This is a genomic window from Paraburkholderia sediminicola, from assembly GCF_046027825.1.
Taxonomy (GTDB): domain Bacteria; phylum Pseudomonadota; class Gammaproteobacteria; order Burkholderiales; family Burkholderiaceae; genus Paraburkholderia; species Paraburkholderia sediminicola_D.
Genome location: NZ_JAQQDU010000059.1, coordinates 1 through 15316, shown reverse-complemented (window position 1 = coordinate 15316; position 15316 = coordinate 1). Strand labels below are relative to the sequence as shown.

At 59.5% G+C, this 15316-nt stretch carries 14 protein-coding genes; 3 read left to right on the top strand and 11 right to left on the bottom strand.

The window, feature by feature from the left end:
* Nucleotides 1-161 precede the first annotated feature (161 nt).
* The gene (locus PQQ96_RS27460) at nucleotides 162-347 is read right to left on the bottom strand and encodes a hypothetical protein (RefSeq protein ID WP_408298487.1); all 186 of its coding nucleotides are present in this window, start codon (nucleotides 345-347) and stop codon (nucleotides 162-164) included.
* A 107-nt stretch (nucleotides 348-454) separates the two neighbouring features.
* On the opposite strand from PQQ96_RS27460, the gene PQQ96_RS27455 reads away from it, so the two are divergent.
* Nucleotides 455-1204, top strand: coding sequence for a DNA/RNA non-specific endonuclease (locus PQQ96_RS27455; protein ID WP_408298485.1), 750 nt, complete (start codon nucleotides 455-457; stop codon nucleotides 1202-1204).
* The gene (locus PQQ96_RS27450; RefSeq protein WP_408298483.1) at nucleotides 1197-1457 is read left to right on the top strand and encodes a hypothetical protein; all 261 of its coding nucleotides are present in this window, start codon (nucleotides 1197-1199) and stop codon (nucleotides 1455-1457) included. Before PQQ96_RS27455 ends, PQQ96_RS27450 begins: the two co-directional genes overlap by 8 nt.
* A gap of 23 nt (nucleotides 1458-1480) precedes the next feature.
* On the opposite strand, the gene PQQ96_RS27445 is transcribed toward PQQ96_RS27450, so the two are convergent.
* The 5 genes from PQQ96_RS27445 to PQQ96_RS27425 form a co-directional block, all read right to left on the bottom strand.
* Nucleotides 1481-4144 carry a bifunctional diguanylate cyclase/phosphodiesterase gene (locus PQQ96_RS27445; protein WP_408298481.1) on the bottom strand — a complete coding sequence of 888 codons (2664 nt, stop codon included), beginning with the start codon at nucleotides 4142-4144 and terminating at the stop codon, nucleotides 1481-1483.
* 258 nt (nucleotides 4145-4402) lie between these two features.
* On the bottom strand, nucleotides 4403-5566 hold the full coding sequence (gene argE / locus PQQ96_RS27440; RefSeq protein WP_408298480.1) for an acetylornithine deacetylase: 1164 nt from the start codon (nucleotides 5564-5566) through the stop codon (nucleotides 4403-4405).
* On the bottom strand, nucleotides 5559-6236 hold the full coding sequence (locus PQQ96_RS27435) for a DUF1028 domain-containing protein (RefSeq protein ID WP_408298478.1): 678 nt from the start codon (nucleotides 6234-6236) through the stop codon (nucleotides 5559-5561). Before PQQ96_RS27435 ends, argE begins: the two co-directional genes overlap by 8 nt.
* Nucleotides 6237-6246: 10 nt before the next feature.
* A complete protein-coding gene (locus PQQ96_RS27430; RefSeq protein WP_408298477.1) occupies nucleotides 6247-6684 on the bottom strand; it encodes a RidA family protein in 438 nt (145 codons plus the stop codon).
* Nucleotides 6681-8009 carry a flavin-containing monooxygenase gene (locus PQQ96_RS27425; protein ID WP_408298475.1) on the bottom strand — a complete coding sequence of 443 codons (1329 nt, stop codon included), beginning with the start codon at nucleotides 8007-8009 and terminating at the stop codon, nucleotides 6681-6683. Before PQQ96_RS27425 ends, PQQ96_RS27430 begins: the two co-directional genes overlap by 4 nt.
* A 179-nt stretch (nucleotides 8010-8188) precedes the next feature.
* Here PQQ96_RS27425 and PQQ96_RS27420 point away from each other — a divergent pair, with 179 nt between their 5' ends.
* The gene (locus PQQ96_RS27420) at nucleotides 8189-9115 is read left to right on the top strand and encodes a LysR family transcriptional regulator (RefSeq protein ID WP_408298473.1); all 927 of its coding nucleotides are present in this window, start codon (nucleotides 8189-8191) and stop codon (nucleotides 9113-9115) included.
* Nucleotides 9116-9191: 76 nt separating this feature from the next.
* Here PQQ96_RS27420 and PQQ96_RS27415 read toward each other — a convergent pair whose 3' ends face one another.
* From PQQ96_RS27415 to PQQ96_RS27395, 5 genes are all read right to left on the bottom strand, one after another.
* Nucleotides 9192-10772, bottom strand: a complete 1581-nt coding sequence (locus PQQ96_RS27415) for a DUF3138 family protein (protein WP_408298471.1) — start codon at nucleotides 10770-10772, stop codon at nucleotides 9192-9194.
* A 37-nt stretch (nucleotides 10773-10809) separates the two neighbouring features.
* A complete protein-coding gene (locus PQQ96_RS27410; protein ID WP_408298470.1) occupies nucleotides 10810-11721 on the bottom strand; it encodes an ABC transporter permease subunit in 912 nt (303 codons plus the stop codon).
* The gene (locus tag PQQ96_RS27405; RefSeq protein ID WP_408298468.1) at nucleotides 11718-12692 is read right to left on the bottom strand and encodes an ABC transporter permease subunit; all 975 of its coding nucleotides are present in this window, start codon (nucleotides 12690-12692) and stop codon (nucleotides 11718-11720) included. Before PQQ96_RS27405 ends, PQQ96_RS27410 begins: the two co-directional genes overlap by 4 nt.
* Entirely contained in the window at nucleotides 12689-13852 is a 1164-nt protein-coding gene (locus PQQ96_RS27400; protein ID WP_408298466.1) for an ABC transporter ATP-binding protein, read from the bottom strand. Before PQQ96_RS27400 ends, PQQ96_RS27405 begins: the two co-directional genes overlap by 4 nt.
* 237 nt (nucleotides 13853-14089) lie before the next feature.
* A complete protein-coding gene (locus PQQ96_RS27395; protein ID WP_408298464.1) occupies nucleotides 14090-15226 on the bottom strand; it encodes a polyamine ABC transporter substrate-binding protein in 1137 nt (378 codons plus the stop codon).
* Nucleotides 15227-15316: the final 90 nt, after the last annotated feature.

Here is a 15316-nt window from a genome sequence, read left to right as displayed (position 1 = left end):
GAGCGCTTTTTCGTTCGTCGAAATTCTTACTCACGCAGACCGCGCCGCCCGTGCGCGGCGGGTTCGTGCGCGCGTTCGCACCTTCAATGCACGCCATACTTTGCATCGCGTGCGCTTAAGTCCGCCTTAAGTTTGCGTGCGTAGAGTTTGAAGTCCACGCATTAGGGTCGCTGCAAAGCGGCCCGTTTTTTTTGGTGTGGCGCTTTGGGGTTTTTTGGTGCGCCGTGCGCTTCTTCCGCTTCTTCCGCTTCTTCCGCTTCTTCCGCTTCTTCCGCTTCTTCCGCTTCTTCCGCTTCTTCCGCTTCTTCCGCTTCTTCCGCTCGCGCCATTTTCATCGCCGCAAGCATCGCGCAAAATCCGCTTCTTTCCTCAGTGATTCCCTATGTTCGACGTCGCTCGATACGGGCTCGCGACGCTATACTTGCGCCCCCGATCTTTCGACTGACTGACACACATGAAGAAGTGGTTTGCCTGTCTGTTGTTCGCCGTTGCCGCTCACGCGAGCGCGGCGCCTTCCTGCACCCAGTTCACCCCGAATGCGCAATGGCCGGTTCTGACCAATCAGAAGATGGCGCCGAAAACGCGCATGCTTTGCTATAGCGATTTCGCGGTACTGCATTCGGGTATCACGCATGGTCCGCTGTGGTCCGCCGAGCATCTGACGCGCGACCATATCGAAGCCGCCAAAGACATGGTGCGCACCAACAAATTCTTCGAAGACGCGCGTTTGCCCGACGGCGAAGGCGCAACACTCGCGGACTATAAGCGCAGCGGCTTCGATCGCGGTCATATGAGTCCGGCAGGCAATCGCTGGAATCAGGAAGCGATGGCACAATCGTTTTCGCTGGCCAACGTCGTGCCGCAGAACCGCGAAAACAACCAGCGTTTGTGGGCGCGTATCGAAACGTCGGTGCGTAAGATCGCGACGTCGTACGACGATACCTATGTCGTCACCGGGCCGATTTTCAGCGGCCAGCAATTGCAGACCATCGGACCGACGCGCGTCTTCGTGCCGACGCAATTGTTCAAGGTGGTGTACGTGCCGTCGCGGAAGATGGCATTCGCGGTGGTGGTGGACAACGTGTCGACCAGCCGCTACGACATCAGAACGATTCACGAACTCGAGGCGGCATCGGGCATCCGTTTTCCGGGTATCCCGGAGAATCTCAAAGATCAGCGACCGGGAGGACTGAAAGGTGTTTAAACCCTATTCGAACGATGACGACGTGCTCAATATCCAGGGCGATGCCCTCACCGTCAGCAACGGCACCACGCGCGTGGTGCTGAACGGCACGCTGGAGTTGACTCAGGACCAGCACGGGCTGAAGGCAGCGCTGGCGCTGAAGGAAGCGATCGATGCGGTAGTGGCTGCGCTGCAGGCGCAGACCAATTTGCCGGCGAAGGTGAAGGACGAGCCGGATGCGAAACCAGGCGTCGTGCAGAATCCGTTTCAATAGCGCGTCCACGGGCAACGCGACACTCACACGTTTGTCGTTGCCGCTCGATCCGCTTTCGCAGCGCTCGAGTCACTCAACAACCACTGCGCGGTCACTTCCTCCGCTCCCGCCGGCCGGCCATAGAAGTAGCCTTGCGCAATATCGCATCCCATGCTCGTCAGTAAGTCGGCCACCTCAGACGTTTCCACCCCCTCGGCCACCACCTCCAGGTTGAAGCTATGCGCCAGCGCGATGGATGATTCCACGATCCGGCGATCCCCTTCTTCGGTCATGAGTGATGCGATAAAGGAGCGATCGATCTTCAGGATATGGACAGGAAGCCTCTTCAGATAAGCCAGAGAAGAGTGACCCGCGCCAAAGTCATCGATAGACAGTCTGACGCCGATGTCTCGAAGCTGGCAAAGTTGCATCAGTGCGGTATCGGGGTCGCTCATCAGTGCGCTTTCCGTGACTTCCAGTTCGAGTTGTTCCGGCGAAACATCGAACTCCACGAGCAGTGCGCGTACTTGCGCCACAAAATCCCGATGCAGCAGATTGTTCACACTGACGTTGACGGATACCGATGCCGTCTGGCCTAGCAGCGACCACGACATCAGTTGCTGCATCGCCATCCTGATCACCCGATCCGTAAAGGGATAAATCAGCTCAGTTGTTTCCGCCAAAGGAACAAAAATGCTGGGCGATATGGCACCTTGACTGGGATGTGTCCAGCGCGCCAATGCTTCGAACCCGACCAGGGCCCCATCACTCAATCGCACTTTGGGCTGATACGCCAGAGCCAGGTCTCCGTTGCGAATGGCGCGTGCAAAATCAGACCTGAACGTCAATGACTGCGGCGCGTAGCGATCCAGCTTCTGCGAATAATACTGAAACGGAATCATGGCCCGTTTCGCTGAATACATGGCGATGTCGGCACAGCGCAGAAGCTGCTCGGGGCTGGTTGCGTCATCGGGATAGACCGCAATGCCGACACTTGCGGCAATTTCGAAACTTGCATCGTTGAGCGTGAAGGTTTGCTGCACGGCCGCGTGCAGTTCCTGGCAAAACTCAGCGACTCCACCAGCCCATTCCGTCGGGTCCGCGCAAACCGCAATTTCGTCTCCGCCCAGTCGGCTAATGCAGCCAGACCGGTTCTCAAGCACGCGGCTTAATCTCCCGCCCAGAATTTCGAGGACAGTGTCGCCGGCGTGATGCCCCAATGAATCATTGATGTCCTTGAAGCGGTTCAAGTCCACAAACGCAACGAAGAACGACGTGTCTGAATGGTCGTTGATTCTGCCAGCAAGATGATCAAGGAACCCGGAACGATTCAGCAAACCCGTTAATGCATCGTGCCGGGCGAGAAATTCCTGCCGGGCAAGATACTCGCGCTCGGCCGTCACGTCCCGCAATAGCGCTGTGACGAATGGTTCCGACTCGCATGGAGACGCGGATAGCTGCATTTTCACGTAGGCCATGCCCGACTCGCCAACGCGCCGAAATTGCCAGTCATGTGTGCACGTTTCGCCTGGCCGAAGTTTGCGCAATTGCCGTAGCCCGCGGGACTCGACCACCGCTGAATCTTTATCCGTCACAGTCAGATGAAAGAGGTTCACACCGGCGAGATCCTGTGCCGATCCAACACGCAGAAGGCGGGAAGCCGCTTGATTGCATTTCTGGATGACGCCGTCGCGATTCAGGATGACCAATCCGTCGCCCACCGATCTGAACAGTTGCCGGTACTGGCTGTGGCTATCCTTCAGGTCCAAAACTGCCTTCTTCAATCGCAAACTGAAGACAACTGATGCAATCGTCCCTGCCAACAGTAAAAAAAGCTGCACGGCAGACTGTCGTAACCATGCCATCTCGATCGGACGCCTCGGCACGCCCACGACCACAAAGACCGGCAGGGAGTTGGAGTGCGAGTATCCGAAAATGTCGTATCGTTGATCGACGGAAGATTTGCTTTCAAACGTCCCAGATTTCTGCGCCGCGAAGAGGCGTAGCAAGTTTGGTGGAACCGGAGCCGGGCGAATCTCGAATGCGCGCTCGCGGCTCAGATAGCGGAACAACCTTTTGCCGTCACCCGTAAACAAACCAAAGCGTCCGTCTGTGACCAGTTGAAGACTGGCGGCCGCTTCGACTAACTGCTCCGCAGGAACGAGCGAGAAGAAAACGTCGGCGTCCTTGCCGGATTCCGCGTTGCGTATCGCCAGGGGCAAATACCAGATGCCACGCTCATCGTCATGGATAAGCGGGAGTGGCTCGACGATGTTCGCCTGGAGGGTCTTGAACGCTGCCTTGACCGCGCTTGCCAAGGCGGGTTGGTTGGTGAAACGGCCCGCGCGGTCCACCATCACGACTTCGCCACTGTGCTCGGCCCCAACGAGCGCCGACACCGAGTCATAGCGCATCGCCTCCGACAGGCTAGCCTGCACCATGCGCGTGCTTACATCTGGATTTCCTTGCAAATCCGAGCGAACGCCCAAGATGCTATTGGTCGCCCGCACAAGCTCACCCGAAATGTGCAACTGCACGGCCTCTGCAATGTTCAACGCATCCCGATGCCCCGTCTCGACCATCTTGATGCGGTCGCGAACAAGCCCATAGCTGGCAAGCGCGATCAACACGAACACAGACAAGAACAGGACCAGTTCGAATTGGCGCCGACGAAGAAAATCCAGCCAGATAGGGAAGCGTTTCAGCATGAGTAGACTTGTTAAGCTGCCGTGCGAACAACAAAAATAGCAACCAGGCACAAAGGGCTTAACGGTCTGCTCCGCCATTTCTTGATGGGTACAAGTACGGGTTGGCGAGCGGGCGGAATTCTACGTCCGCTGAGTTACATGCGGTTGCATAGATTGCGGCTCTCCTTTCGATTAGATAATTCTCCCTAGATAATGTCGGCGCGATGAAAGCATGGGGTGGAAACGCTCAGGCCAAAATCGCGTTCATCCGCATTGAGATCAAACAGGACTCCCAAGGTATTCGGCCAGGCGAGCCAACATCGCATCGCAGCGGGTCAGTTGATCAAGGATAATAAATTCGTCCGGCTTGTGCCCTTGATCCATGCTTCCCGGTCCGCAGACCACGGTGGGAATGCCCGCCTGGTCGAACAGTCCGCCTTCTGTGCCGAAGGCCACCGTACCGAACTCGGCGGATCCGCTCAGCAAAGCCAACAGACGTGCCGCTTCGCTGTCAGGCGAGGTGGCCAATCCCGGGTAGGCGGAGAGCGGCTGCAAGTGAATGTCAGTATCGGGCTGCACCGAACGCATCCTCGGCAGCAACTCGGCCTCGGCAAAGGTCTGCAGCTCATCCGCCACCTCATGGGCATCGAAGCCCGGCAAGGCGCGTACCTCGAAATCGAATTCGCATTCAGCCGGCACGATGTTCAGCGCACGCCCCCCTTTAATGATGCCGGTCTGGACCGTCGAGAACGGCGGATCAAAACGCTGATCGTGATGTTCAGGCTGTGCCAGTTGCGCACCGATCTCTCCCAGCCGGCCGATCAGTCGCGCCGCATATTCGATAGCGTTGACCCCATAGGGTGCGTAGGCCGAGTGGCAGGCAGCCCCTTTCACCTGGCAGCGCATGGCCAGCTTGCCCTTGTGGCCCAGCACCGGTTTCAACTCGGTAGGTTCGCCGATCAGGCACAGACGTGGCGTGTGCGGACGCTTTTCCAGTTCCGCCAGCATCGGCCGCACACCAAGGCATCCCACTTCCTCGTCATAGGAGAACGCAAGGTGGACCGGTAGCGTCAACGTCCGCTTGAGAAAGACCGGTACCGCCGCGAGCACCGAGGCGATGAAGCCCTTCATGTCGGCCGTGCCGCGCCCGTACAGGCGCCCGTCTCTCTCGGTGAGACGGAACGGCTCCACCGTCCAGGCCTGCCCATCCACCGGCACTACATCCGTATGGCCGGAAAGCACAACGCCACCCCGGTCACGAGGACCGATGGTGGCGAACAGGTTGGCCTTGGTGCGCTCCGGGTTGTAGAACAGCTCGCTCTCCACACCGAGTTCCGCCAGGTAACGCTGGATGAAAGCGATCAGCTCCAGGTTGGAGTGCCGACTGACCGTGGCGAAACCGATCAGTCGTTCGAGCAGCTCACGGCTGGACACCTCACTCATCGCCCGGCACCCCGTAGCTGGGCGCCGCGGTCGGATTCAACGCACGCGCCAGGTAGTCCTGCATCTGCGGCCGATAGGCTTGCCAGAGCGCGCCCAATTGGCCGATTGGGTCTTCTTCCGCCCAGTCGACGCGCAGATCGACGATCGGCCAGCTCACGTCGCCCACGATCTTGAGCGCCGCCGAGTGCACGGGCCCCGCCTCGCCGCCAGCCGCCATCGCGGCATGCATCGCTGCGAGCAGTCGGTCGGCAAGTATCCCAGGCGCATTCTCGAACGCCCGAACCATCGCCTCGATAACCTCGACACCCGCCAATAAGTTGCCGGCGGCTACGCACTGCTCACCCGCCACCGCGTTGTGCAGGCCCAGCGCTTCTTTACCGCTGAAGAGCGCGGTACGGCCCCGGCCATCGATCACCGTCACCTGTCGATACTCGCTCCAGCCATTGGCGCTGAGCGCCCGGTCCAAGGCCGCCGCAGGTTCGATCTGCTGGTTCTCGAGGAGGTCGAGAATCTGCGGGCCGAGCGCAGGCAAGGTGACGTTCTGGGTCGCCACCGCACCCACTCCCGCACGTACCCAGGGGCATCGCGCACCCACGGCGATACTGGAAGAGCTGATGGCGATCCCGAGTTGCCCGGTTTCCGGGCAACGTCCGACTATAGAGAAAGTCATGTCCTACTCCTCAGGCCTGTGCCGGCTTCCAGCCATCCGGGATCACCGCGATCACATCGATCTCCATCAGCCACTGCGGCTGGCCGAGCGCGCTCACCACCAGTCCGGTCGAAATGGGGAACACGCCCTTAAGCCACTGGCCGACCTCCTGGTACACCGGCTCGCGATAGCGCGGGTCGGTCAGGTAGGTTGTGGTCTTGACGATGTGGGATAAGTCGCTACCCGCCTCTTCCAGCAGTTGCTTGAGGTTCTTCATCGCCTGCTCGGTCTGGGCGCGCGGATCGCCGAGTCCTACCAGGCGGCCGTCGAAATCCGTGCCCACCTGGCCGCGCACATAGACCGTGTTGCCGGCTCGCACGGCCTGACAGAGATCGTTATCCAGCGTCTGGTTCGGGTAGGTATCCTTGGTGTTGAACATGCGGATACGGGTGTGGGTAGGCTGACTCATTCGTGCACCTCAGTACTCGGAAGAAATTTTGCTTCGTAGATCTCGCTACCGTCTTCTGCCTGGCGTTCCGAGGCATCACGGTAGGAGAGGTATTTGCGCTGCGTGATGATATGGTCGGCAATATGCCTGGCGTCGTGCCAGACGCCCCAGATGAAAGCGGAGCCGCGACGCGACAGCCACGGCAGACCCAGGAAATAAACACCAGGCTCGATCGACACGCCGCGCTGATGCTTCGGCTTGCCGTTTGCGTCGAAGGCGTTGACATACAGCCAGCTGTAATCGACGGCATAGCCGGTTGCCCAGACGATCGAGGTCACGCCGGCCTCGGCCAGATCGAGTTCAGGTATGGGATGGGTCACGCATTCCGGATCCGGGAGCGTATGGCGGGCTTCAGGTTCTTCCGGAAGGTCGAGACCATTGCGGGCAATATAGGCGTCAGCGGCATTGAGCAACGACAGATAGTTCTCGTCGCCGCGAGCGAGGTTCTCAGCAAGATCCGCTTCGAAGGTCACGACACCGTCATTGAACGATTTCGTCAAACCAACGAGCGTGATCCCCTGATTGGCAAGCCGCCGGAAGTCAACCGTATGGCCACCACGCGCACCGCTCACTGCAATGGTGACGTGCTCCTTGCCCGGCCTCATGACCTCCGCATCCCATTCGCCGAGAACGCCCAGCCACCAGCAAAAGTCACGATTGCGATACGAGCGTGGAGGGCGATCGTGCGCGCCAACCGAGAGGTAAACCTGCTTGCCCGCGCGCTGCAGCTCATCAGCGATCTGCACGCCCGACGACCCGGCACCGACCACCAGAACCCCGCCGTCGGGCAGTTGCCCTGGGTTACGATATTCGGCAGAGTGGATCTGCGTGAGCTTCCCGGCTTCAGGCGCGATCGGCGGGATAACCGGGCGCTGAAACGGTCCGGTCGTGACAACCACACGGTTGGCCTCGATCACGCCTTTCGTGGTTTCAACGGTGAAGCCCGGCCGGCCGGCATTGCGTACCACCTTCGTCACTTCCACACCTGTGCGGATGGGCGCATTGAACTTCTTTGCATAAGCTTCAAAGTAGTCCGCCACCCGATCTTTCGAGGCGAAGGCATCCGGGTCGAGGTCGTCGAACTCCATGCCCGGGAAACGATCGTGCCAGGCCGGACCATTGGCAACCAGAGAATCCCACCGTCCTGTGCGCCAGCGTTCGGCGATACGATCACGCTCCAGAACGAGGTGCGGCACCCCGAGTTTGCTCAGGTGTTCACTCATGGCCACGCCGGCCTGACCGGCGCCGACCACAAGCGTATCGATTGACGTTCTTTCAACTGTCACGGCTATCTCCTTGCAAGATCCACTGATGAAAGAAATCTACGCGGATAGATCACATCTGAAAAACATATTTAAAAAATGCAAAACATTTGTTTTAGCTATGCAGAGCGCGCGATAATCAACCTGGAGTCGAGCGCCCTGCGCGGCGTCTCCTGAATGATTTTTTTCATGGGAACAGGTCAATGGAAAGCCCACTGCTTCGGTATTCGCTGCGCCAGTTGCGATACTTTGTCGTGACGGCAGAAGCGCTGTCATTTACCGGCGCGTCAAAAATTCTGCACATTTCGCAGCCTTCGATTTCTACGGCGATTGCAGAGCTGGAAGAATCTTTTGGTGTGCAACTGTTCATCCGTCACCACGCCTCCGGGCTTTCCCTGACCCAGGCCGGGCGCGAAATGCTCGGCAAGACGCGTGACCTGCTCAAGAATGCGGAAGAACTGCAGGTTGCTGCACGCGGGATGGACACCGGCATCTCCGGCGGTATAGCGCTCGGCTGCCTGGTCTCGCTTGCGCCGCCGTTGCTGCCGGGCCTCATTAGCCACTTTGTGGCCCAACATGCCGGCGTCGTATTCCAGACGCTGGAAGCGCACCAGGAGGATTTGTTCACGGGCTTGCACGACGGATCGCTCGACCTCGCGCTGACCTACAGCATTGATCTGACCGACGACATTGAATTCCTGCCGATGCTGACGCTGCCGCCGTACGTCATCCTCCCGAAAACCCATCATTTGGCCCAGCATCGCTCGATCGCGCTCGCGAATCTGGTGGGGGAGCCTTATGTCATGCTCGACCTGCCCCATAGCCGGGAATATTTTGCGGGGCTGTTCGACGCGGTGGGCGAGCGTCCGGTCCCGGCGTTCAAGTCCGCCCAACCCGAGGTGGTGCGCGGTATGGTGGCGAACGGTCTGGGATACAGCATCCTGAACTTCCCGCTCAAATCGACCCATACCGTGGACGGTGAGGATTTCGTCGTCAAACGGTTCAAGGACGACGTGGCAGCCGCCACGTTGGGCATTGCGCAGTCGCGCAACATGAAGCCGAGACAGGTTGTGCGGCATTTCACGGCTTTCTGTGAAGCGCAGATAAAGAAGCAGCACGCGAAGCGCTGAATTTTTTGCGTCGGGTGCCCGACGATACTGCCGACGGGCACCTCACTCCGACACGCCCACACCTCAAAGCAAGGCGTTAGAACGAGTAGATGAACTGCGTCGCGAGCAGGTCGTTGGACTTGCCGTACGAACCGTCGTTCTTCAGGAACACCTGCTTGTTGGCCCAGTCGTGGCGGTATTCCACCTTGACCGTAATCTGCTGTGTCGGGTAGAACAACAGATCGAGCGCCACGTCCTGATGGGTTGCGCCCTTGCAGTCGAAGCCGAGACCGCCGTTCGCCTTCGAATTGGCGAGACAGTCCGCGCCGATACCGAAGCCGTCCGCCGTGTCCATGCCGTTCGAATTCAACGCAACGCCACCACCGCCGCCGCCGTTCTTGCTGTCGACGAGCACGTCGTAGCGGGCGGTCACGCCCATACGGCCCACCACCGGCATGCTGAACTTGCGGTGTGCGAGCAGCGACAGACCGTACCACTGCGCCTGGCCACCGTTGAATGCGGCGTTCTGCTGCTGGCCGTAGTCGAGTTCAGCGTTGTACGTCACGTCCGCCGCCGTGTAGGCCAGATCCGCTTCACCGAAGAAGAACGTGCCATACGGATTGGACGCCTGACCGCCAACACCGTAGACGCCCGGCAACACGTTTCCGCTGGAATCCGTTGCTTGTGCGAGCGTCTGACGGCCGATATTGATCGAGCCGCCGATATCCAGCGCGCTCGACCACGTGTAGTCAAGACGGGCCGTGAATGTCGGGATCTTGTTGCTGCTGGTGATCGGGTCGCCCAGCGCATTGGTGCCCGTCTGCACCACCGAGCCGTAAGTGCGGTACTGCTCGTTGCCCAGCATGAACTTCCAAGCCCAGTTGCTGTTGTCGCCCGTGTAGTTCACGCCGACGCCGATATAGCTGCCCGGATCGGAGAAGTCATACAGCAGGTTGTGCGTGAGCGTCACCATCTGGTTCGACTGCTGCACTTCATAGCCGCCGAAGCTCGGCATCAAGCCGGCCACGAAGGTCGTGGTTGCGGTCACCGGCACGGTCACGACCGCCGTATTCAGAATGTTGTTGCCGATGTTGCCGTGTTCGTTCTGCAGCAGCGTAATACCGTTGCCGCGGTTCGGCATCAAGGTGATCTCGGCCGACGGCGCCATCGGGCCGACACCGAAGGTCTTCTTGATGTCGAGGTACAGATCGCCGAACGTGCTGTTGAAGTAGTTGTAGCTGCTTTCGTGGTTCGCGAACAGGAACGACGAGCTGCTTGCCGCGCGGTTATACATGTAGGTCGGATCGATATAACCCGTCACCGACAGACCGGCGATCGGCCCGGTATTCTGCGCGTCCACCAGCGAATCGACCTTCAACTGCTGGTTGGCGATCTGCTGCTTCATCGAGTCGACCTGGTCGTTGGTCAGCGTCGCCTGTGCCTTGCCGTAATCCGGCGACGAGATGTCGACCGGCGCAGCAGCCGCTGCCGGGGCAGGCGCCACCATCGCCGCGGCCGCTTTCGGCTTGGTCGCCACCTCGGAGCGCAACTGCTTCACCTCCTTTTGCAGCGCGTTGAGCTGGGCCTGGAGCGCCTTGATCTGGTCGCTGGTGGCGTCTGCCATGGCCATGCCAGGCAGACTCCCCGCCACCAACAGACAGATGAGCTTCTTTCTCATGCAAATTCTCCTTATTGGTCGTATTGCCGCAAGTTTTTTATGCGCTGGCCGTATCGAGCGACTTCCGCGCCGTAGCAGGTTGTGGCGCAGCGGGACCTGTATCGACGGTCTCGGCCACGTTCAACGCCGCTTGCATATCGCGCAGGCGTTTACGTTCTTTGGCAACCAGCAGGGTATTCACGCTGACCACCCCAATCGTCACCAGACTGATGAAGATCGTCGCCAGTGCGTTCATTTCCGGATTCAGGCCGAGGCGCACACGGGAGAACACGACGAGCGGCAGCGTGGTGGAGCCCGGCCCCGACAGGAACGCGGACAGTACAAGGTCGTCGATCGACAGCGTGAACGACAGCAGCCAGCCGGACATCAACGCCTGCGAGATCAGCGGCAACGTGATCACGAAAAACACCTTGAGCGGTGTCGCCCCCAGGTTGAGGGCCGCTTCTTCGAGCGATCGGTTCAACTCCTTCACGCGTGACTGCACGATGATCGCCACATAGGACACGCACAGCATCACGTGACCAATCCACATCGTGACAACGCCTCGACCCTTCGGCCAGCCAAGCATCTGCTCCATCGCCACGAACAGCAGCAGCAGCGAAATGCCCTGGATCACTTCCGGAATCACGAGCGGCGCGTTGATCATCCCGGCGAACAGCGTGAAGCCGCGAAAGCGTCCGAAGCGGGCGAGCACGAAACCGGCCCATGTGCCGATCACGACCGACGCACACGCCGTCATCAGACCGATCTTCAAGGACAACCAGGCAGCAGTCAGCAACTCGTCGTCCTGCAGCAGCGCGGCATACCATTTCATCGAGAAGCCGGACCAGATCGTGACGAGCTTCGACTCGTTGAACGAGAACACGACGAGGCTGATGATCGGGATATACAGAAACAGGAACCCGAACGTCAGCACACTGGCGGAAAGGGTTTTATTTGGCTTGATCATTTCGCGCCCTCCAGTTCCTTGACCTGGTAGTACTGGAACACGGCCATCGGCACGAGCAGCAGCAGAACCATCGCGACCGTCACGGCCGAGGCCATCGGCCAGTCCATGTCGTTGAAGAATTCATTCCACATCACGCGGCCGATCATCAGCGTGTCCGCGCCGCCCAGCAGTTCGGGAATCACGTACTCGCCGACTGCCGGAATGAAGACCAGCAGGCTGCCGGCGATGATGCCGTTCTTCGACAGCGGCAAGGTGATACGCGTGAACGCGGTCCACGGTTTGCAGCCGAGGTCGTAAGCGGCTTCGAGCAGTGTGAGGTCCAACTTCACCAGGTGGGCGTAAAGCGGCATCACCATGAACGGCAGATACGAATAGACCATGCCGATATAGACGCCGATATCCGTGTGATAAAGCCGCAGCGGCGAATGGATCATGCCGAGGGCCATCAGCGTGTGATTGAGGAGGCCGTCGTCCTTCAGAATGCCGATCCATGCGTAGACGCGGATCAGGAACGACGTCCAGAACGGCAGCATCACGCCCATCATCAGCAGGTTTCGCTTTGCCGGCTCCGAGCGTGCGATGTAGTACGCAACCGGATAGCCGATCAACAGGCAGCAGAGAGTCGAGATCGCCGCCATCTTCAGCGAGCTGATGTAGGTCGCGACGTACAGATCGTCCTGTAACAGGAACGCGTAGTGGCCCAGTTGCATGACCACGTGGAGCACGCCGTCCTTCGCACTGAGGAGATCGGTGTACGGCGGAATGCCAAGCCGCGAGTCGGTGAAACTGATCTTCAGCACCAGCAAGAACGGCACGGCGAAGAACAGCGTGAGCCAGACGAACGGCACACCGATGACCGTCGAGCGGCCCGACGGCACCAGCTTCGAGAGGCGCTTTTGCAGCGAGCCAACTAGCCGGCTGCCGGACGACGCGCCGAGTGTCGCGGGGGAGGAGGATGTGGGATGGCTCATTGCGTCAGCACCACGCCGCTCGACGGCGACCAGTAGATGAACACTTCATCGTTGTAGGCGGGCGCACCTTCGCTCATCAGGTGCGAACTGGAGAGATTCGACACGACGGTTTTGCCGCTCGGCAGACGTACGTGATACAGCGAATAGCTGCCCATGTAGGCGACATCGGAGACCACGCCACGCGCCCAGTTGTGCGGCGTGGATGGCTTGTCGAGCGACACCTTCACGCGCTCCGGACGCACCGAGATGCCGAGCTGCATGCCGAGCGGACCGGTAATGCCATGGCTCACATACATCCGTGCTTCGAGGTCTTCGCTTTCGACGAAGATATGGTCAGGTTCGTCTTCGACCAGCGTGCCTTCGAACAGATTGGTCGAACCGATGAACTCGGCCGAGAAGCGACTATTCGGAAACTCGTAAACCTGGCTCGGCGAGCCAATCTGCACGATGTGGCCTTCGCTCATGACCGCGATGCGGCCTGCCATCGTCATCGCTTCTTCCTGATCGTGCGTGACCATCACGCAGGTCACGTCGACTTTCTCGATGATGTTCACCAGTTCGAGCTGGGTCTTCTGGCGGATCTGTTTATCGAGCGCCGACATCGGTTCGTCGAGCAGCAGCAGCTTGGGGCGTTTGACGAGCGAACGGGCCAGCGCCACACGCTGCTGCTGGCCGCCAGAGAGTTGATGCGGCTTGCGTTGCGCGTATTTGCTCATCTGCACGAGATTGAGCGCGTCGCCGACACGTTCCTTGATCTCGTTCTTCGGCGTGCCTTCCTGCTTGAGACCAAAAGCGATGTTCGCTTCGACGCTCATGTGCGGGAACAGCGCATATGACTGGAACATCATGTTGACTGGGCGTTTGTATGGCGGCATCGCAGCGAGATCTTCGCCGTCGACGAAGATGCGCCCGGAGGTGACCGTCTCCAGTCCAGCGAGCATGCGCAGAAGCGTGGACTTGCCGCAGCCGGAGCTGCCCAGCAGCGCGAACAGTTCGTTCTTCGCGATGTTCAGATTGACGTTATTGACAGCGGTGCTGTCGCCGAATTTTTTCACGACGTTTTCGATCCGAACGAATTCGTCCGATTTCGACTTTGTCGTCGGTGCTGGGCGGGCCGTCTGGGCGGCGCCGGCCGCGCTTTTTAAGGTCGTCGAGTTCATGATGTAACCATTCCTTGCGGATCGCGGGCGCAAGTGTCTCCATACGAGGCGCGGGAAGCGGCTCGCAAAATGCGCTGCGATCGGGAAACATGGGACTGCGCGCAGGTCGGAACCTTAAAGCGCGCAGGCTGACTACCGTGCTGCTTATTTCAGTTGGGCAGGGGTCAAGCGACTCCTGCCGCGAAGGGTGCGATGAGCTGGTTTACCGTGCGTAACGGTTTAGAGGGTTTAGCGGGATTAGTGGCCGGTTTTGAGCTGGGCCCAGAGGCGGTTTTCAAGTCGAAGGATGTCAGTGGGCAACGGCTTCATCAGCGTCATCTTCTTCAGCACATCCACCGCCGGGTACACACCCTGGTCATGCAGAACAGCCGGCGTGACGAACTGGCGCGCGGGGACATTGGCGGTCGGATAGAAAACCTCGTTAGTAATGGCCGCGTTGACTTTCGGGTCCTCGATGTAATTGATCCACGCGAGCGCCGCTTCGGGGTGCGGCGCGTCCTTCGGGATCACCATCATGTCGAACCACACCAGGCCACCTTCCTTCACGTTGTTGAACTTGATGTCGTATGAACGCTTCGCTTCCTCCGCACGGCGGTGCGCGATGCCGACGTCGCCCGACCAGCCGAACGTGACGCAAATGTCGTTGTTCGCGAGGTCGTTGATGTAGCCCGACGAGTTGAACTGTGTGATATACGGACGAACCTTCTTCAGCACTTCGAAGGCGGCCTGGTAGTCGCCCGGATTTGTGCTGTTCGGGTCCTTGTGCAGGTATTGCAGCGTGGCGGCGAACACGTCGACGGGCTGATCGAGGAACGACACGCCGCAACTCTTCAACTTGGAGAGGTACTGCGGATCAAGCACCAGCGCCCAACTGTCAACGGGCGCATCCGTACCCAGGGCCTTCTGGACGGCCTGCACGTTGTAGCCGATGCCGTCGGTACCGTACGCGTAGGGCGCGCCGTACTGGTTGCCAGGATCAGCCTCACTGATGATTTTCATCAGGGTGGGATCCAGGTTGGCCAGATTAGGGAGTTTCGACTTGTCGAGCTTCTGGTACACGCCGGCCTGAATCTGCTTGGCCATATAGTTCGACGTCGGTACCACGATGTCGTAACCGGAACTGCCTGCGAGCAGTTTGGCCTGTAGCGTGTCATCGCTATCGTAGTTGTCGTACTTGACCTTGATGCCGTCCTGCTTCTCGAAGTTGGGAATCGTGTCCTTGGCGATATAGTCCGACCAGTTGTAGACATTCAATTCCGTATCGGCCGCCTGCGCCGGCGTGACCGACAGCGCTGCAAAGCTCGTAAAGGCCAGTAGCGTGGCCGCCCCCGCGGCCGCATGTCGAAGATGACGTCCAGAATGACAAGCGCTCATGATGTTCCCCTAGTAAATAAAGAAGCCGGTGCGAGCGTCGGTCGGTGCTCTCGCCGGATGAAATTGGCGTTGAGAAACGCTGGGTTGCAG

Coding starts and splice junctions, on each gene's coding strand:
- PQQ96_RS27460 (WP_408298487.1), bottom strand. CDS start 347: ATGCTTGCGGCGATGAAAATGGCGCGAGCGGAAGAAGCGGAAGAAGCG.
- PQQ96_RS27455 (WP_408298485.1), top strand. CDS start 455: ATGAAGAAGTGGTTTGCCTGTCTGTTGTTCGCCGTTGCCGCTCACGCG.
- PQQ96_RS27445 (WP_408298481.1), bottom strand. CDS start 4,144: ATGCTGAAACGCTTCCCTATCTGGCTGGATTTTCTTCGTCGGCGCCAA.
- argE (WP_408298480.1), bottom strand. CDS start 5,566: ATGAGTGAGGTGTCCAGCCGTGAGCTGCTCGAACGACTGATCGGTTTC.
- PQQ96_RS27435 (WP_408298478.1), bottom strand. CDS start 6,236: ATGACTTTCTCTATAGTCGGACGTTGCCCGGAAACCGGGCAACTCGGG.
- PQQ96_RS27430 (WP_408298477.1), bottom strand. CDS start 6,684: ATGAGTCAGCCTACCCACACCCGTATCCGCATGTTCAACACCAAGGAT.
- PQQ96_RS27420 (WP_408298473.1), top strand. CDS start 8,189: ATGGAAAGCCCACTGCTTCGGTATTCGCTGCGCCAGTTGCGATACTTT.
- PQQ96_RS27415 (WP_408298471.1), bottom strand. CDS start 10,772: ATGAGAAAGAAGCTCATCTGTCTGTTGGTGGCGGGGAGTCTGCCTGGC.
- PQQ96_RS27410 (WP_408298470.1), bottom strand. CDS start 11,721: ATGATCAAGCCAAATAAAACCCTTTCCGCCAGTGTGCTGACGTTCGGG.
- PQQ96_RS27405 (WP_408298468.1), bottom strand. CDS start 12,692: ATGAGCCATCCCACATCCTCCTCCCCCGCGACACTCGGCGCGTCGTCC.
- PQQ96_RS27400 (WP_408298466.1), bottom strand. CDS start 13,852: ATGAACTCGACGACCTTAAAAAGCGCGGCCGGCGCCGCCCAGACGGCC.
- PQQ96_RS27395 (WP_408298464.1), bottom strand. CDS start 15,226: ATGAGCGCTTGTCATTCTGGACGTCATCTTCGACATGCGGCCGCGGGG.